Here is a 16,662-nt window from a genome sequence, read left to right as displayed (position 1 = left end):
CGTACTCTCCCTTGTGAGCTCTGGCCCTTGTCAGCTCTGGGGCTCGTCGGTGTTGGAGGGGGCCCTGGGAACGACTGCCGCCGCCTCCACCAGCATGCGCAGGCCGAACTCGAACTCCGCCTCGTGATCGCAGGTGGCGAGCCATCCGTAGAGGTCGGCCGTCTCCGGGAACAGGGTGGCGTCGAAGCTGCCGGCGATGGAGCCGCCGCCGCCCGCCGGGTCGAAGGTGGAGGTGACGCCGACCTCGCGTAGCAGGCACCCCACGATGTAGGCGACGAAGGCGCGCAGCACGCTGACCGCCTGGTCGCGCTCGAAGCCCGCCCTCTTGAGGGTGGCGAGCGCACGCTCGGTGGGCAGCAGCCCGGCGGGGGTGCGGAGCTGGCGGGTGAGCACCACGAGGGTGCAGCGCGGGTAGTGCATCGCGATCTGCCGCAACGCTCTGGCCTGGGCTAACACCTGCTCCTGCCAGGGGGCGGAGATGTCGTCGTGGAATTCGATCTGCGCCATCACCGACTCGGCCACGCCGTCGAGGAGAGACGACTTGTTGGGCACGTGGTTGTAGAGCGACATGACCCCGACCCCGAGCTCGGTCGCGATGCGGCGCATCGACACCGCGTCGGCTCCCTCACGTTCGATGAGGTCGACGGCTGCGGCGACGATGCGCTCCCGGGACAGGGGCTCCGGCTTCATGGCGGCCTTCATACCGGCATTGTCCCGCCCTTGTCTGCTCCTGCGCATCCGGCACGCCGAAAGAATTGACAAATTCGTTTGTCAATTGGCAGCATGAGGCCTGTGAACGGGATCGACAGCGACCTTGACGTCGTCAGGGAGGCCGAGCGGCTGCGCGGCACACTCTCCCCGCTGCGGCGCCGCCTGCTGGAGGAGCTGCGTGAGCCCGCCTCGGCCACCGGCCTGTCCACGCGGCTCGGCGAGAGCCGTCAGCGGATCAACTACCACCTGCGGGAGCTGGAGAAGGCCGGCCTCGTCGAGCTGGTGGAGCTGCGGCAGCGGCGCGGCCGCACCGAGCGGCTGGTGCGGGTCACCGCACGCGCCGTGGTGGTCGCGCCCGAGGTGATCGGAGAGCTGGGCCCCGCCGGGCAGGACCGGTTCGCCGCGTCCACCCTGATCGCCTCGTCCGCACGCACTCTGGCGGACGTGGCCGAGATGCGTGAGGCGGCGGCCGAGCTGGGCAAGCGGCTGCTGACCTTCCACATCGAGACCGAAGTCCGCTTCGCGCGCCCCGCCGACGTCGAACGCTTCGCCACCCGGCTGGCCGAGGCGATGGCCGAGGTGGCCGCCGAGTTCGACACACCCGGGATCTCCCGCCGCTACCGCGTGACCGCGGGCGGCCACCCCGCCAAGACAGCAGAGTCCAAGGAGGAGACATGAGCGAGCAGAGGCCGTTCACCGTCGAGCAGGTCGTCGCAGCGCCGAGAGAGGAGGTCTGGCGGGCCCTCACCGAGCTTGACCAGGTCGCCGAATGGTTCGGCTGGGACCACCCCGGGTTTCAAGGGGAGATCCAGTTCATCTTCGCCGACTACGCCAAAACATCGGCGCCGGAGCGCATCGAGTGGGACAACGGCCAGGACATCACGCTGGAGGCCGACGGCGACCGCACCGTCGTGCGGGTCACCATGGCCGGTCCTGCCGACGACTCCTCCTGGGAGGATTTCTACGACGGGCTCCGCGAGGGGTGGCGCTCGTTCTTCGAGCAACTCCGCTTCTGGGTGGAGCGGCGCCCCACCGGGCGCCGCCGCACGCTCTTCCTGACCGGCGAGCTGGTTCCCGCCGCCGCCGTCGCCACGGCGGAGGAGAGCGGAGTGCGCGAGGTGTGGCACCGCAGCCACTTCCAGCACCAGTTCGTGGACGACGAGGGCCACTTGATCGTCGTCAACGCGCAGGTCCCCCTGACCAGCCAGGACGAGGCCCAGGTCGGCATCACGATCACGACCTACGGCCTGACCGACGCCGACTTCGCGTCCCTCCGCGCCCGCTGGGAGACCCGCTGGTCCACCGCGGCCCGCAACCACGAGGTGACCGTCTAGGCCCGATCCCCTCGCTCTGCGAGCGTCTGTTCGCCCACCCCGTGCCCCTCGGGCCTCTCCCCCGCACACGCGGGATGACCTGGTAGGGCGACGCCTCACTCGGGCCCATGCCGGCCCCGTGGGGGCAGGCAGGTTCCGGGGAGTGACCACCGCTAAACCATGGCGGGGAAGGGGCGGCCCCGCAGGCACGCAGATGTTCCCAGGTCACCCCGTCCGGGGCGCGGTGCGCACACGTCGGCCCCGCACACGCGGGGATAGTCCGGGCAGTAACCACGGCCCAACCGTGGCGGGGAAGGGGCGGTCCCACAGGGCGCGGGGACGTTCCCCGGGCACCCCATCCGGGCGCCCACACCTCGGCCCCGCAGCCACGGGGGCTTCCGGGCGAGAACGCCCCACTCGGCCGCCGACCTGGGTCGTCCCTACACACGCCGCGGCGCGACGTTCACTTTGATCCTTGGTACTTCCTCCCCGCAGGCGAGGGGTGGCCCCACTCAGGGCACATCCCCCTGACCGCCGCCGATATCCATAGATGCCAGGCATTGCCCTCCTCAGCGAGGTGCGGCGTGCAAGCGCCAGCCCCCCGGGGTGTCGATGGGCCGACGCCCACCGGGCGGCCCAAGTCCACCAGCTCGAGTCCACCGGCCCGAGGGCAACGTGCGGGCCCGAAAGCCGCAGGCGGGCCCGAGGGCAACCTGCGGGCCCGAAAGCCGCAGGCCAGCGCGAACCCACCAGACGGCCCGAGTCCGCAGCCGGCCCGAGGGCAACGCGTGGGCCCAAAAGCCGCAGGCGGGCCTGAGGGGCAGAAGGCGGCGCGAACCCAGCGGGCGCCACAAGTCCGCCAGGCGGATCCGAGGGCAACGCGTGGGCCCAAAGCCGCAGGCGGGCCTGAGGGCAGAAGGCGGCGCGAACCCACCGGGCGGGCCCGAGGCAGCGGGCGGCCGGAAGTCACCGACGTGCCCGAACCCACAGGGCGGCCGGAGTCCGAAGCCGGCCCGAGGCCAACGTGCGGGCCCGGAAGCCACAGGCGGGCCTGAGGGCAGAAGGCGGCGCGAACCCACCGGGCGGGCCCGAGGGCGGCGGACGGCCGGAAGCCACCGCTGGCGCGAACCCACCAGACGGCCGGAAGGCGCCGGATGGGGGCCACCGGGTGGCCGTAACCTCCGGTGGGTGGGTTTGGGGTCACATTCGCAGGGCGAAGATCAAGGCGCCGGCCGCGATCGCGAGGGCGCCGATCCAGGCGATGAAGCCGTCGACCTCGTGGGACAGGGCGCGGTTGTCGTGCAGGGCGTTCTGGACGCGGCGGTAGCGGCGGCCGGTGCGGGCGAGGAGTACGGCTCCGCAGAGGGCGGCCAGGATGAAGGCGGCGGTGTCCACGGCGGGCAGGCCGGCGCGGACGGTGATGCCGGCGGCGCCCAGGCCGCCGACGGCTAGAGCCATGGCGGTGCGGACCCAGGCCAGGCGGGTGCGTTCGCTGGGCAGGCCGGGGTCCCAGGGCCCGTGGTCGATCACCGGTGACTCACCGGAGGGCCGCCACGAGGACAAGGACGAGGGCGAGTACGGCTACCGTCGCGACGCCGTAGCCGAGGACCGGGGCCAGCGCGGGGGTCGGGAGGGGCGCGTCGGCGCGCATGGCCCGCTCCACGCGGCGCCATCGGGGGTAGGCGAGGGCCGCCACGGCGCTCGACAGGACGATGAGGGCGACCGCGAGGAGGGTCCGCAGCCAGGGGAGGAAGACGTCGGTGGGCACGGCCGCCATGGCGACGCCCGCCGCGCTGAGCGCGAGTGATGTGCTGAGCCAGGTGAGGTAGGTACGTTCGTTGGCGAGCGTGAACCGAGGATCCGGTTCCTTCCCCTGAACTTTCATGAAATGAGGCTATTTTTCCAGTATTTCCCGTAGAGAAGCTGGGGTAGCCCTACGGCCCCCTCCCCACGGAAACGCCGACTCCGGCCAGGTACGGCACTGCCGGCACACCTCAAGACGCACACGGAAACGCCAGTTCAGGCCGGGTGCGGCACCGGCGACGGCCACCTCAAGACCCACACGGAACCGGCGGAGAAGGCCCCTCCCCCGGAAACGCCAGTTCGGGCCAGGTACGGCACCGGCGACGGCCACCTCAAGACCCACACGGCACCAGCGGACCAAGCCCCTCCCCTCGGAAACGCCGGCTCAGGCCGGGTACAGCACCGGCGGACCAGGCCCCTCCCCCCGGGCAGCCGCCAGGCGCTGGGCCCGAGGGGCATGGAAACAGCAGGTCAAGTCGGTTATCCCCCCGGCAACCGCCTCAAGACCACGACCGGCCGATCCTCCTGGGCAAAGGGATCGAAACGACCCCCGCGAGGAAACGGCAGGTCAGGTCAATTGCCCCCGCCGCCGCAGGAGCTGTTGAGGTTGGTGATGAACTTCGTGGAGTCGGTGACGACCTTCTGCGCCGCGTCGACGGCGTTGTTGGCGTCGGCGACGCTGAAGTTCTCATAAGACTTGGCGAGGTCGTTCATCGCTTCCTGGAGCGTGGTGTTGCCGACCTTGTCCGCTGCCGTCTGGAGGTCGGCGGCGGCGTCGTTGAGGGTCTTCTCCAGGGCCGCGGGGTCGGTAGCCTGGCCTATCGCCTTGCCCGCGACCTCGCCGGCGGCCTGCACCGCCTGGGCACACGCCTGCACGTTGCCCACAGCGTTCTGAACATCGTCTACGGCGTTGTTGATCTCCTGAATCTCACCACAACCGGTAATGAGGACCGCCGCGAGAGCAGCGGTTGCAAGGGGGGCAAAGCGCCGCGAGATATATCGCATAGCTTGACCCTACCCAACCCCTGTGGGGAATACGCGATGTCAGAAGATGCACTATAGCGACATGAGCACTTGTGAACACCTCCGTGCCGCGAACGAGCCGACCCCACGCACCACGGCGGGGTGTGAGGAGTGCCTGCGACTGGGAACCTCATGGGTCCACCTACGGAAGTGCCTCAGCTGCGGACACATCGGATGCTGTGACTCCTCACCGGAGAAGCACGCCACGGCGCATTTCCACGAGACCTCTCACCCTGTTGTGAAGTCGTTCGAGCCCGGCGAGAGCTGGCGCTGGTGCTACGTGGACAACGTCGTCGGCTAGTCCCGCTCCAGTGTGGCCTCCTCGAAGTCCAGCTCCGCCATGACGCGGCGCATCACCTCGTCGTCAATGCGCCGCTCGTCGCGGAGCCGGACAAGCACGTCCCGCTCGGACTGCAACATCTCCCGTCGCAGACGGCGGTAGACGGCGCTCGGAGTCTCCTCCCCGCGCGGCCCGGTGCCGCCGCCAAGGCGTTCCCACGCCTGCAGGGCGCGCCGCTCGGACCGTGTCCGCAGATCGGCGACCACGTCCGCGTGCACGGGGTCCACTCCCTCGGCGGTGAGCTCCTCCAGGCGGATGAGCGCGGCGGCCGCGGCGGCCTGCTGGGCGGCGGCCTCGGCCAGGTTGTCCTCGTAGACCTCGCGGTCGGCGCTGACCCCGAGAACGCGGATCACGCGGGGAAAGGTGAGGCCGTGCACGAGCAGGGTGGCCACGACGCTCGTGAAGGTGAGGAACAGCAGCAGGTCCCGCTCGGGGAAGGTCGCGGGCATGGCGAAGGCGGCGGCCAGCGACACGACGCCGCGCATGCCCGCCCACGAGATCACCGCGACCTGCTGCCAGGGTGGTGAGGGGTCCCGCTCGCGGATCTTGCGTGACAACATCCTCGGCAGGTAGGTGCTCGGCACGAGCCAGACGATCCTGGACAGGACGGCTGCGCCGTAAACCGCGGTGGCGTAGCCGATCAGCTCCCACGGGCCGCGCTCCGACAGGCCCTCCATGATCGGCTTGAACTGGAGCCCGATGAGGGCGAAGACGATCGCCTCCAGGACGAACGTGATGACCTTCCAAACCGCGTCGGAGATCAGCCGGGTGCCGAAGCCCGCTCTGGGCATGTGGTGGCCGAGATAGAGCCCCACGATCACCACGGAGATCACGCCGGACGAGTGGAGCAGCTCGGCGGCGAGATAAGCGGCGAACGGGGTGATCAGCATGACGGTGTTCTCCACGAGCGGGTCGCGGAGACGCTTAAGCACATAGAGCAGGGGAAGCGCCAGGGCGAACCCGACCGCCACTCCCCCGGCCGACGACAGCAGGAACTCCCCGATCGCCCCCCACGCGCTGATGCCGTGCCCCACAACCGCGCCGACCGCGACCCTGTAGGCCGTGAGCGCGGTCGCGTCGTTGAACAGGCTCTCGCCGACCAGGATCGTGATCACCCTGCGCGGCAGGCCCAGCCTGCGCGCGACCGCCACGGCGGCGACCGCGTCGGGCGGCGCCACGATCGCGCCCAGCGCGAACGCCGCCGCGAGCGGGAGGCCGGGCAGCAGCCAGTGCACCACGAACCCGATGACGACCATGCTGAACAGTACGAGCCCGATCGATAGCAGCCCCACCGCGCGCCTGACGTCGCGCAATCGCAGGTAGGAGCTCTCCAGCGCCGAGGAGTAGAGCAGCGGCGGCAGGAAGACCAGCAGGATGATCTCAGGGTCGATCTGGTAGGCCGCCACCCCGGGCACGAACGACACGATCAGGCCGACCAGCACCAGCAGCAGCGGCCCCGGCAGGTCGCGCCTGCGTGCGAAGCCCGCCACGGCGACCGCACCGACGGGAAGCAGAAGCAGCTGCAGGGCTGTCGTTGTGTTCATGCCGGGACTTCCCCTCCGCCGGTGACGCGAGTCGGCGGGGGCTTGGTGGAGCCGCCGTCACCACACCGCGGGGATCAGCGTAAGGCTTGCGCGGCCGTGGGTCGCGCAAGCCCGGTCACCAGTCGCGGCGCTCCCCACGCCGGCGGCGCTCGCCACGCTCACCGCGCGCTTCGGGGCCGCGCTCGTCGTATTGCCCGCGACCGTATCCCTGGTCGTCGTAATGCTGGTCGCCGCCGTAACCCGGCTCGTCGTAGCCGCCGTCAGGGCGCATGCGCTCACCCGTCGTATACATCGAGTCGTGCACATAGGGCCGGGAAAGCTGCGGGTCCACGCCCGGCGGCACATAACCCTGCCCGCCGGGAGCCCCCGGGCCACCCGGGCCTCGTGGGCCGCCCAGGGGGTCGGCCGGGTCGAGCGGCCCGGCATATGCCTGTCCGCCGCCCTGGCCCCCCTGCGGGTAGGCCCCGCCGGGCACGCCGTAGGGATCGGAGGCGTTGCCGCCCTGCTGCTGCCCATAGCCGTCGGAGTATTGCGAAGCCCCGTAGGAGTCACCCTGCTCGGGCCGGTGGCGCCTGCCGTAGGACGCCTGGTCGCCGCCGTAGTGCTGCTGCTGGCCGTAGTGCTCGGCGGGGTCGCCGCCGCGCGGGGTGCCGTAGGTCGTGCCCGTGAACGGGTCGGCCGGCTCCTGGAAGGTCGCGCGGGGCGGGTAGGGCTCGGCGGACCGCGCGCCGTAGGGGTCGGACTGGGCGCCGCCGTAGTGGTCGGGACCGCCCTGCTGCGGGGGCATGCCGTATTGCTCGGGCCCGTCGGGCCGCTGCCCGCCGTAGGGGCCGTCGAGGTGGGACTGGGCGCCGTAGCCGGGGGTCGCGTCGGCGCCGTGCGCCGCGTGGGCGGGCTGCGCCGCGGGCTGGGCGGCGAAACCGTGGGGGTCGGTGCGCGGCGGGGCGTTCGCGGCCGGGGACCTGAAGGGCCCGCCCGGCATCTGGTAAAGGGGCTCGGAGTCGCCGGGGCCCTGGCCCGCTCCGTATGGCAAGGCGTCGCCGACGATCATGTTCTCCCTGGGCACGACGTCGCCGCCGCCCTGGCCGGCGTAGGACGCCACCAGGCGGTCCTTCTGGCCCGGCGCACCCCTGGCCACCAGCACGTCGTTGGGGCCGACCGTGGGCGCGGAGCGCTCCTCGACGGCCGGGGCGACCTGGGTCTCGGCGTCGTAGTGGCCCACCTGGAGGTTCTCCGGCCGCACATATTGCCCGGTGCCGGGATATCCGCCGCCCGAGTCGCCGTAGCCGTCGTCGCCCTGCTCCTCCTCGGGCGGCACGCCGGCGACCTCGGCATAGCCCTCGTCGAGCGTGTCGAGCAGGCGGTCGACGTCCTCCAGCGGCATGCGGAAGCTCGCGGTGCACATCTCGCCTCGCCACAGGCTGAGCACCAGCGTGCCTTCGTGCCAGGTCACCCGGAGCACACGCTCCTGACCTCGCGCGTCGAAGAACACCTCACCGAACGATGGCAACGGGACAACTTCCGACATGGCAGACATAGTGCTTTAACCAGCCTTTATTCGTCCACTCGACCCCGGAGAACCCTACCGACCGGACTAACCAGCCCCATCCCGATCCCCTGCGCAACCACGAAGGGAAGATCGTCGTTGACCATTCCGCCCGGCCCGCAGAGACGGCACCGCCAGTCTGCCACGCGACATCGCCCTCCGGTTCCGGAATGCCGGTATGCGTCCATCCAAGGCCTCCCGCGCGGGCTCCGGCAGGGCCCGGGGAGGAGTGCGACCGGCCGCCGCACCCGAAGCAGTTTTCCACAGACCCGGCCCCCTCGCTCCGGCCCCGGGCGGCAGGCGAACACCACGCCGCCGAGAGGAGGTGCCGGATCGGCCAGGGCACGGATTTCTACAAGTCCGGCATTCCATCACGTTTTACATTGAACTTATTTGTCGTGCCACACGTTTCACAGCCCCCGTCGGCGCTGCTTTCCGCACGGGAAGGATCACGTCGACCTCCGGATCACATACGCGCAAGAGGGAACGCCCACAACCAGCTCTACTTCCTCGAAAAGGAAGAGCCCAGCTGCTTTTCCCGGCCGGCACCGGGGGCGGGAATGGCCTCCGGTTGATCCCTCCTCCCAACCACCGCCATCGGGTGAATTCCCACGCTTTTCCCGACCTCTGGCTCAGGAGGCTTCGCCGTACGGGGCGGCAATACCATCCGGTTCCGGAAAGCCGCATATGCCCTCCCCACAGGACTCCGTGAGCGGGCCCCGGAGGGCTCGGGAAGGGGGTACCGTTGGCTGTCGTGCCCGAGCAGATTTCCGTCGACGCGACGTCCTCAGACCAGCCCGAGACCGTTGCCCTCCCGCCCGTCGACGAGCTGCTCCACGCCGCCGTCGAGGCTCTCGGCGGCAGCAGCAGGCCCGGCCAGATCGCCATGGCCGAGTCGGTCACCCAGGCGCTCGACGACGACCGGCACCTCGCCGTCCAGGCGGGCACCGGCACCGGCAAGTCGCTCGCCTACCTCGTGCCCTCCGTCCGCCACGCGGTGGGCAAAAGCGAAGCCGTCGTGATCTCCACGGCGACCATCGCGCTCCAGCGGCAGCTCATCGACCGCGACCTGCCGCGCCTCGCCGGCGCCCTGGACGGGCACCTCCCGCGCGAGATCTCCTTCGCCATCCTCAAAGGCCGGCGCAACTACCTGTGCCGCCACAAGATGGCCGAGGGGTTCCCCGAGGACCAGCCCGACCAGCTGTTCGACCCCGGTGAGACGAGCGCCCAAGGGCGCATGGTGCAGCGCGTCAACGACTGGGCCGACACGACCGAGACCGGAGACCGCGACGAGCTGGTGCCCGGCGTCAGTGAGCAGGTGTGGCGGCAGTTCTCCGTCAGCGCCAGGGAATGCCTCGGCGCCCAGCGCTGCCCCAGCGGGGAGGAGTGTTTCGCCGAACTCGCCAGGCAGCGCGCCGGCGAGTCCGACATCGTGGTCACCAACCACGCGCTGCTCGCCATCGACGCCATGGAGGAGTTCCCGCTGCTGCCCGAGCACGGCGTGGTCGTCGTCGACGAGGCCCACGAGCTCGTCGACCGGGTCACCTCCGTCGTCACCGACGAGTTGTCCGAGTCCACCGTGTCCCTCGCCGCCCGCCGCGTCGGCCGCCTCGTCGAGCAAGCCGTCGCCGACCGCCTCACCGAGGCCGGCGAAGACCTCAAGGCGCTGCTCGCCGCCGCCCCGCCCGGCCGCCTCGACGAGCTGCCCGAGGTCCTCGGGCAGACCCTCGCCCTGGTGCGCGACGCCTCCAGGGCGTGCGTCACCGCGCTCGGGCCGCGCGGCGCCGACAAGGACAAGCCCGACTCCGCCGCCGCGCGCAAGCTCGCCTTCAGCGCCCTCGACGAGGTGCACGACACCGCGGTGCGCATGCTGGAGGCGTTCGGCCACGCCTCGGAGGTCGACCGCGCCGACGTCGTGTGGCTGGAGCCCTCGACCGACCGGCGGCCCCCCACCCTCCGAGTCGCCCCGCTGACCGTCGGCGGCATGCTCCGCGACAAGCTCTTCGGCGACCGCACCGTGGTGCTCACCTCCGCCACCCTCGCCCTCGGCGGCTCCTTCGACGGCCTCGCCCGGCAGTGGGGCCTGCCCGACGGCCACTGGTCCGGCCTCGACGTGGGCTCCCCCTTCGACCACGCCCGCAGCGGCATCCTCTACATCGCCAAGCACCTGCCCCAGCCCGGCCGCGACGGCCTGCCCGCCGCCTATCTCGACGAGATCGCCGAGCTCGTCGAGGCCACCGGCGGGCGCACCCTCGGCCTGTTCTCCTCCATGCGCGCCGCCCGCGCCGCCACCGACGCACTCCGCGACCGCCTCCCCTTCCCGCTGCTGTGCCAGGGCGACGACTCGACGTCCCAGCTCATCAACGAGTTCGCCGACGACGAGAAGACCTGCCTGTTCGGCACCCTGTCCCTCTGGCAGGGGGTCGACGTGCCCGGCCCGTCGCTCCGCCTCGTGATCATCGACCGCATTCCGTTCCCCCGCCCCGACGACCCCCTCACCTCGGCCCGCCAGCGCCACGTCGCGGAAAAGGGCGGCAACGGCTTCATGACCGTCGCCGCCACCCACGCCGCCCTCCTCCTGGCCCAGGGCACCGGCCGGTTGCTGCGCTCCCAAGCCGACAAGGGCGTCATCGCCGTCCTGGACCCCCGCCTGGCCACTGCCCGCTACTCGGGCTTCCTCCGCGACTCCCTCCCGCCCTACTGGACCACCTCCAACCCCGACGTGGCCCGCGCCGCCCTCAAACGCCTCCGCGACTCCTAGGGGCCATACGGCAAAGCCCTGCCACGTGGCCGTGGCTCCGTACGGCAGAGCCGGGCCACCTGGCGTGGCTCCCCAGGAGGCGATACGGCAGAGCCCGGCCACGCGGCTGTGGCTTCCGGCGCGTTGCCGGCTCACAGGTACCCGATTCCAACCGGGCACCACCGGGCGACATGTCGTAAGAAGCCCCCGGCGAGATGGCTTCGCCGTACAGGGCGGTTACACGTGCCCGATCCCAAGTCGGCCACCGCCGGGCGACATATCGCGATATGCCCTGGGGTGATGGCTTCGCCGTACGAGGCTCTCCTTACCTGCCTTCACGACCGACGTGTCAGGTGCACCCGCCCGCCCCGGCGGCGACAGCCGTACGGCACTGCCCGGCGCGACGGCCTCCCCCACCGTGGCCGGACCCTCCGCCGCCGACGTCCGCTTCGCCGAGACACGCGGCTCGTCAGGACGAGGCCGTGCGCGCCGGCCTTGCGATACAACGCCACCCCCGTCGAAGCCCACGTCCGCTGGACGACGGCCCGAGCCCGGCAACCTGCGCAGCATCCCGCCCTGCTCATCGGCCGAAGCATCCCTAAAAGCCAGGTGAGTGCGGTCGCCGACGGTCGTGGAACGTGGTCATCTCCCTCGCCCACACAGGCTCACGATGGCCATGTGGGCGCCGCCGCTGCGGATGCGGCCAGGCTCTCCCCTTCCCAGGTGGGCGACTGGCGCAGGATGCTCGCAGCGGCGGGGTGATTGCGGATGGGGCGGACGAGTGCACCGGTCACACTCGGACACATACGGCACGCCGTGGTGGCGCGGGGCGCAGATGACAAGGCGGCATCCCTGTGACTCTGGCGGGCCGGTCAAGTCCGGCATCGCGGTCTGGCGCGGGATGCGGGTGACAGGGCAGGCACACCTCTGGTCCCGGCGGGCCGACCGGGTCCGGGCCCGCGGTCTGGCGCGGGATACGGGTGACAGGGCAGGCACACCTCTGGTCCCGGCGGGCCGGTCGGGTCCGGGCTCGCGCTCTGGCGCGGGATACGGGTGACAGGGCGGGCATACCCGCAGCCACGGCAGGCCGGTCAAGTCCGACATTGCGGTCTAACGGGGGAAGGTCGCGCTGCTCAATGCCCGGCGGGGACCGGGTGAGCCGAGCCCTGCCGCGCGATGGTTTGTCCCCAGGGGGTGGTGGGGCCTAGGGCCACTCGGTCAGGTTGGGGCGTTTGGGGGGGAGGCCGTCGCCGGAGGAGGTGCCGCGGAGGCGGCGGCCCAGCCAGGGGAGAAGGTGTTCGCGGGCCCAGCGGGCGTTTTCCGTACGGCTGGCGGTGGGGGCGGTGGGGAGGGGCCAGGTTTTGTGCCATTCGCCGGCGTCCGGCACGTCCAGGGCGGTGAGGACCTTGGCGGCGACCAGGCGGTGGCCTGTCTCGTTGAGGTGCAGGCGGTCGGGGTTCCAGGCTCGCCAGTCGCGGAGGCCCTGCATGGACCACAGGTCGACCAGGCGGCAGCCGTACAGGTCGGCGAGGGATCTGATGTGCAGGTAGTAGGTGGCGAACCGGCCTCGGGCGTGGCGGATGACCGGGCTGTCCCGGGGGTCGACGCCGGTGAACAGGAGCACCTCGGCGCCGGTCGCGCGTAGTTCGCGGATGCCTTTGGCGAGGCGTTTGGCCAGGGCGTCGGGGTCGCCGTTCGGGCGGAGGAGGTCGTTGTTGCCGGCACAGAGGCTGATCAGGGCGGGGCCCATGGCTACGGCGCTCGGCACCTGCTCCTCAAGCACCTGGTCGAGGACTTTGCCGCGGATGGCGAGGTTCGCGTAGCGGAAGCCGGGGGTCAGTGCTGCGAGGTGCTCGGCTACGAGGTCGGCCCAGCCGCGGAAGGTCCCGTCCGGGGCGAGGTCGCTGAGCCCTTCGGTGAAGCTGTCGCCGATGGCTACGAATGAAGCGTAAGTCGCACCTCGGTCGTCACCGGGCTTCGTCGCCGTGTCCCCCGTCGCGTCGTCGTCGCTCACTTGCTTCCCCCTATGGCGCTGAGCCGTCAAGCCACACCGTGCGCACCCGCGCAGGCGGCATCCATGCTGCCCTAGATCCCACCGGACACCTCGACCGCCCCCGGCCTCAGTATGCCGAGCCAAGGATGCGGTGCCGTACCGGACGGCCCTTCCGACCACAGCGCGGGACACCGGGCGCGCTTACTCCCCCGCGACGGCCCAAAGAGCCCGAACCCGGCGAAAGCCCGCGCCGCCGTACCGGGCGGCTCCGAGTCTCCACCGGCCGGGAGCCCTTACTCCTTGGCGCCCGCGATCGCCCGCAGGCCCAAGACATAAGACTGAAGCCCGAACCCCGCGATCGTGCCCGTGGCGACCGCGGCCACGACCGAGGTGTGCCGGAACTCCTCGCGGGCCGCCGGATTGGAGATGTGCACCTCGACCAGCGGCGCGGTGCGCTGGGCGATGGCGTCGCGCACGGCGTAGGAGTAGTGGGTGAACGCGGCAGGGTTGAGCACCACGGGGATGCGCCCGTCGGCGGCCTCGTGCAGCCACGAGATGAGTTCGGCCTCGGAGTCGGTCTGCCGCACCTCGACGGACAGGCCGAGTTCGCGGCCGGTCTCACGGCACAGCTCGGCGAGGTCCTCGAAGGTCTGGGCGCCGTAGACATCGGGTTCGCGGATGCCGAGGCGGCCCAGGTTGGGGCCGTTGAGCACGAGTACGTGTGTCATCGGGCGACCTCAAGACGGGACAGGCGAGGGTCAGGCACGGCGGACCTCGCGGTAGGCGGCGGCGAGCAGCTCCTCGGACGGGTTCTCCAGCCGTGCGGGACGTGCCACGTCGTCGAGGACCACGAACCGGCGAGTGGCGCCGCGGTTCTTCTTGTCGACGCTCATGTGCTCGACCAGCGCGGGGAACGCGTCCGCGCGGTAGGACGTCGGCAGCCCCACCGAGGTGAGGATGGCGCGGGTGCGGTCGACGAGCCCGGGGCCGGCGTGGCCGGAGAGCTCGGACAGGGCGGCGGCGAACACCATGCCGATGGCGACGGCCTCGCCGTGGCGCATGGTGTAGTGCTCGACGCGCTCGATCGCGTGGGCCAGCGTGTGGCCGTAGTTGAGGATCTCCCGCAGCCCCGACTCCCGCAGGTCGGCGCCGACGACGTCGGCCTTGACCTGGATCTTGCGCTCGATGAGCTCGCGGGTGTGCACCCCCTCGGGGTGGCGGGCGCCTGCCGGGTCCTCCTCGATCAGGGCCAGGATGGCGGGGTCGGCGATGAAACCGCCCTTGACGATCTCGGCAAGCCCGGCGACGTAGTCTTCACGCGGCACACTGACCAGGGTGGCGAGGTCGCACAGGACACCGGCGGGCGGATAGAAGCAGCCGACGAGGTTCTTGCCCTCGGGCGTGTTGATGCCGGTCTTGCCGCCGACCGCCGCGTCGACCATGGCGAGCAGGGTCGTCGGCACCTGCACGACCTTGACGCCACGCAGCCAGGTCGCCGCGATGAAGCCCGCGAGGTCGGTGGTCGCGCCGCCGCCGACCCCGACGACGGCGTCGGAGCGGGTGAGTCCGTGGCGGCCGAGCGCCGACCACAGATCACCGGAGACCTCGACGGTCTTGGCCCGCTCACCGTCGGGCACGGGCAGCGGCACGACGGCGAACCCCGCCGCCGCCAGCGCCCCGCACACCGGACGCGCGATCTCGGGCAGGGTCTCGGGGTGGATCACCGCGACGGTGCGCGCCCCGGCGCCGATGAGCCCGGGCAACTCGCCGAGGACGCCGGTGCCGACGACCACGTCGTACGGAGCGTCCCCCTTGACCGTGATGCGGGTCGCGGTCACCGGCCGCCCTCCTTGCCAGTCGTCGGGTACGGCGGAGCCGTGTCACGGGCGATCGACGCCATGGCCGGCGGCTTCGCCGCGCCGTGGCTCGTCGGGAGCGTCACCCGTCCTCCCCCTTCGCGATGGACTCGGCGATGGACTCGGCCACCTCGGCGGCCTCACGGCCGCCGGTGGGGACCTGGAGGGTCGCGAGGCTCTCGTAGATGGGTTTGCGCTCGGCCATCAGAGCGCGCATGCGGCTGCGCGGGTTGAGCACGAGCAGCGGCCGGGCCTGGGCGAGGCCGACGCGCTTGACCGCGTCGTCGAGGGGCACCTCAAGGTAGATCACCGTGTGGCCGGCGAGCAGCTCGCGGGTCTCGGGGCGCAGCACGGCGCCGCCGCCCAGGGACAGCACACCGTCGTGCTCGGCGAGGGCGAGCCGCACGGCGTCGGCCTCAAGGTCGCGGAACCGCTCCTCGCCGTCCTCGACGAAGATGTCGGGCACGGGCTTGCCCGCCGTCGCCTCTACGTCGGAGTCGGTGTCGCGGAAGCCCGTGCCGAGCCGGTCGGCCAGGAGCCGGCCCACGGTCGACTTGCCGGAGCCGGGCGGCCCGATCAGCACCGCCTTCGGGGCGGTCATTTGACCACCAGGGAGGACATGTAACCCGCGAGGTTGCGGGCGGTCTCCTCGACGGAGTCGCCGCCGAACTTCTCCGCCGCGGCGTTGGCGATCACCAGCGCCACCATGGCCTCGGCGACGATGCCGGCGGCGGGCACCGCGCACACGTCGCTGCGCTGGTGGATGGCCTTGGCGGGCTCGCCGGTCCTGACGTCGATGGTCGACAGGGCCCGCGGCACGGTGGAGATCGGCTTCATCGCGGCCTGCACACGCAGGACCTCGCCGTTGCTCATGCCGCCCTCGATGCCTCCGGCGCGGTTGGTGACCCGCTCGACGTTGTCGAGGGAGCCGACGATCTCGTCGTGAGCGACCGAGCCGCGGCGGCGGGCCGTCTCGAAGCCGTCGCCGACCCCCACGCCCTTGATCGCCTGGATGCCCATGAGCGCCGCGGCGAGGCGGGAGTCGAGGCGGCGGTCCCAGTGCACATAGCTGCCGAGGCCGGGCGGGAGTCCGTAGGCGAGCACCTCGACGACTCCGCCGATCGTGTCACTCTCCTTGCGGGCGAGGTCGATCTCGGCGACCATCGCGGCGCTGGCCTCGGGGTCGAAGCAGCGCACCGGGTCGTCGTCGACGGCGGCCTGGTCCTCGGGGCGGGGCAGCGTCCCGGCGGGGGCCGCGGCGGTGCCGATGGAGACCACGTGGCTGACGATCTCGACGCCGAGGGCCTGCTTGAGATAGTTGCGCGCGACCTGCCCGAGCGCGACGCGGGCCGCGGTCTCGCGGGCGCTCGCCCGGTCGAGCACGGGACGGGCGTCGTCAAAGCCATATTTCTGCATGCCGGCGAGGTCGGCGTGGCCCGGCCGCGGCCGCGACAGCGGCGCGTTGCGGGCCAGGCCCTCCAGCAGCGCCGGGTCGACGGGGTCGGCCGCCATGACGTTTTCCCACTTGGGCCACTCGGTGTTGCCCACGCGGATCGCGACGGGCGCCCCCAGGGTCCGGCCGTGGCGCACGCCGCCGACGATCGTCACCACATCCTGCTCGAACTTCATGCGACCACCCCGGCCATAGCCGAGTCTGCGGCGACGCAGGGCCTCGACGATGTCGGCCGTGGTCAACTCCACCCCGGCGGGCAGCCCTTCGAGGATCGCGACAAGCTCGGGGCCGTGGGACTCTCCTGCAGTCAACCAGCGCAACATGCCCACAAGTCTTCCAT

The 16,662-nt window shown here is 71.5% G+C and carries 15 protein-coding genes; 4 read left to right on the top strand and 11 right to left on the bottom strand.

Going from position 1 to position 16,662, the window contains the following annotated elements:
• Positions 1-30 precede the first annotated feature (30 nt).
• Positions 31-690 (bottom strand): TetR/AcrR family transcriptional regulator, encoded by a 660-nt coding sequence (locus Ssi02_RS12045; protein WP_204024850.1) that lies wholly within the window; start codon positions 688-690, stop codon positions 31-33.
• Between the two features lie 102 nt (positions 691-792).
• Between Ssi02_RS12045 and Ssi02_RS12040 the strand changes: the two genes are divergently transcribed.
• Both Ssi02_RS12040 and Ssi02_RS12035 read left to right on the top strand, forming a co-directional pair.
• Positions 793-1,389, top strand: a complete 597-nt coding sequence (locus Ssi02_RS12040) for a helix-turn-helix domain-containing protein (protein WP_204024848.1) — start codon at positions 793-795, stop codon at positions 1,387-1,389.
• On the top strand, positions 1,386-2,045 hold the full coding sequence (locus Ssi02_RS12035; protein WP_204024847.1) for an SRPBCC family protein: 660 nt from the start codon (positions 1,386-1,388) through the stop codon (positions 2,043-2,045). The genes Ssi02_RS12040 and Ssi02_RS12035 overlap by 4 nt, the downstream gene beginning before the upstream one ends.
• A gap of 1,179 nt (positions 2,046-3,224) precedes the next feature.
• Here Ssi02_RS12035 and Ssi02_RS12030 read toward each other — a convergent pair.
• From Ssi02_RS12030 to Ssi02_RS12020, 3 genes are all read right to left on the bottom strand, one after another.
• Complete coding sequence (locus Ssi02_RS12030; protein WP_239128829.1) at positions 3,225-3,554, bottom strand: DUF202 domain-containing protein; 330 nt, start codon at positions 3,552-3,554, stop codon at positions 3,225-3,227.
• Between the two features lie 7 nt (positions 3,555-3,561).
• Positions 3,562-3,909 (bottom strand): YidH family protein, encoded by a 348-nt coding sequence (locus tag Ssi02_RS12025; protein ID WP_204024846.1) that lies wholly within the window; start codon positions 3,907-3,909, stop codon positions 3,562-3,564.
• Between the two features lie 491 nt (positions 3,910-4,400).
• Positions 4,401-4,832: a DUF8711 family protein gene (locus Ssi02_RS12020; protein WP_204024845.1), complete on the bottom strand. Its 432-nt coding sequence runs from the start codon at positions 4,830-4,832 to the stop codon at positions 4,401-4,403.
• Positions 4,833-4,878: 46 nt separating this feature from the next.
• Here Ssi02_RS12020 and Ssi02_RS12015 point away from each other — a divergent pair, with 46 nt between their 5' ends.
• Entirely contained in the window at positions 4,879-5,151 is a 273-nt protein-coding gene (locus Ssi02_RS12015) for a ubiquitin carboxyl-terminal hydrolase 14 (protein ID WP_307825648.1), read from the top strand.
• Here Ssi02_RS12015 and Ssi02_RS12010 read toward each other — a convergent pair.
• Positions 5,148-6,734, bottom strand: a complete 1,587-nt coding sequence (locus Ssi02_RS12010) for a Na+/H+ antiporter (RefSeq protein WP_204024843.1) — start codon at positions 6,732-6,734, stop codon at positions 5,148-5,150. The two genes, Ssi02_RS12015 and Ssi02_RS12010, sit on opposite strands and share 4 nt — an antisense overlap.
• Before the next feature lie 115 nt (positions 6,735-6,849).
• A complete protein-coding gene (locus Ssi02_RS12005) occupies positions 6,850-8,244 on the bottom strand; it encodes a hypothetical protein (protein WP_204024842.1) in 1,395 nt (464 codons plus the stop codon).
• A 790-nt stretch (positions 8,245-9,034) separates the two neighbouring features.
• Here Ssi02_RS12005 and Ssi02_RS12000 point away from each other — a divergent pair.
• Positions 9,035-11,041, top strand: coding sequence for an ATP-dependent DNA helicase (locus Ssi02_RS12000; protein ID WP_239128840.1), 2,007 nt, complete (start codon positions 9,035-9,037; stop codon positions 11,039-11,041).
• A gap of 1,183 nt (positions 11,042-12,224) precedes the next feature.
• On the opposite strand, the gene Ssi02_RS11995 is transcribed toward Ssi02_RS12000, so the two are convergent.
• From Ssi02_RS11995 to aroC, 5 genes are all read right to left on the bottom strand, one after another.
• The gene (locus Ssi02_RS11995; RefSeq protein ID WP_204024841.1) at positions 12,225-13,034 is read right to left on the bottom strand and encodes an SGNH/GDSL hydrolase family protein; all 810 of its coding nucleotides are present in this window, start codon (positions 13,032-13,034) and stop codon (positions 12,225-12,227) included.
• 272 nt (positions 13,035-13,306) lie between these two features.
• On the bottom strand, positions 13,307-13,741 hold the full coding sequence (gene aroQ / locus Ssi02_RS11990; RefSeq protein ID WP_204024840.1) for a type II 3-dehydroquinate dehydratase: 435 nt from the start codon (positions 13,739-13,741) through the stop codon (positions 13,307-13,309).
• A gap of 30 nt (positions 13,742-13,771) precedes the next feature.
• Complete coding sequence (gene aroB, locus Ssi02_RS11985) at positions 13,772-14,851, bottom strand: 3-dehydroquinate synthase (RefSeq protein WP_204024838.1); 1,080 nt, start codon at positions 14,849-14,851, stop codon at positions 13,772-13,774.
• Positions 14,852-14,951: 100 nt separating this feature from the next.
• Positions 14,952-15,470 carry a shikimate kinase gene (locus Ssi02_RS11980; protein ID WP_204024836.1) on the bottom strand — a complete coding sequence of 173 codons (519 nt, stop codon included), beginning with the start codon at positions 15,468-15,470 and terminating at the stop codon, positions 14,952-14,954.
• Positions 15,467-16,645, bottom strand: a complete 1,179-nt coding sequence (gene aroC / locus Ssi02_RS11975; protein WP_204024834.1) for a chorismate synthase — start codon at positions 16,643-16,645, stop codon at positions 15,467-15,469. The genes Ssi02_RS11980 and aroC overlap by 4 nt, the downstream gene beginning before the upstream one ends.
• Positions 16,646-16,662: the final 17 nt, after the last annotated feature.

This window comes from Sinosporangium siamense (assembly GCF_016863435.1).
Classification (GTDB): Bacteria; Actinomycetota; Actinomycetes; order Streptosporangiales; family Streptosporangiaceae; genus Sinosporangium; species Sinosporangium siamense.
Note: the sequence above shows the minus strand (reverse complement) of the source record. Positions and strands in the feature narration are given on the sequence as shown.

Excerpts from the sequence above, each read along its gene's own strand:
- Ssi02_RS12015 (WP_307825648.1), top strand. The coding sequence starts at position 4,879 with ATGCACTATAGCGACATGAGCACTTGTGAACACCTCCGTGCCGCGAAC.
- Ssi02_RS12045 (WP_204024850.1), bottom strand. The coding sequence starts at position 690 with ATGAAGCCGGAGCCCCTGTCCCGGGAGCGCATCGTCGCCGCAGCCGTC.
- aroC (WP_204024834.1), bottom strand. The coding sequence starts at position 16,645 with ATGTTGCGCTGGTTGACTGCAGGAGAGTCCCACGGCCCCGAGCTTGTC.
- Ssi02_RS12010 (WP_204024843.1), bottom strand. The coding sequence starts at position 6,734 with ATGAACACAACGACAGCCCTGCAGCTGCTTCTGCTTCCCGTCGGTGCG.
- Ssi02_RS12035 (WP_204024847.1), top strand. The coding sequence starts at position 1,386 with ATGAGCGAGCAGAGGCCGTTCACCGTCGAGCAGGTCGTCGCAGCGCCG.
- Ssi02_RS12020 (WP_204024845.1), bottom strand. The coding sequence starts at position 4,832 with ATGCGATATATCTCGCGGCGCTTTGCCCCCCTTGCAACCGCTGCTCTC.
- Ssi02_RS12025 (WP_204024846.1), bottom strand. The coding sequence starts at position 3,909 with ATGAAAGTTCAGGGGAAGGAACCGGATCCTCGGTTCACGCTCGCCAAC.
- Ssi02_RS11980 (WP_204024836.1), bottom strand. The coding sequence starts at position 15,470 with ATGACCGCCCCGAAGGCGGTGCTGATCGGGCCGCCCGGCTCCGGCAAG.
- aroQ (WP_204024840.1), bottom strand. The coding sequence starts at position 13,741 with ATGACACACGTACTCGTGCTCAACGGCCCCAACCTGGGCCGCCTCGGC.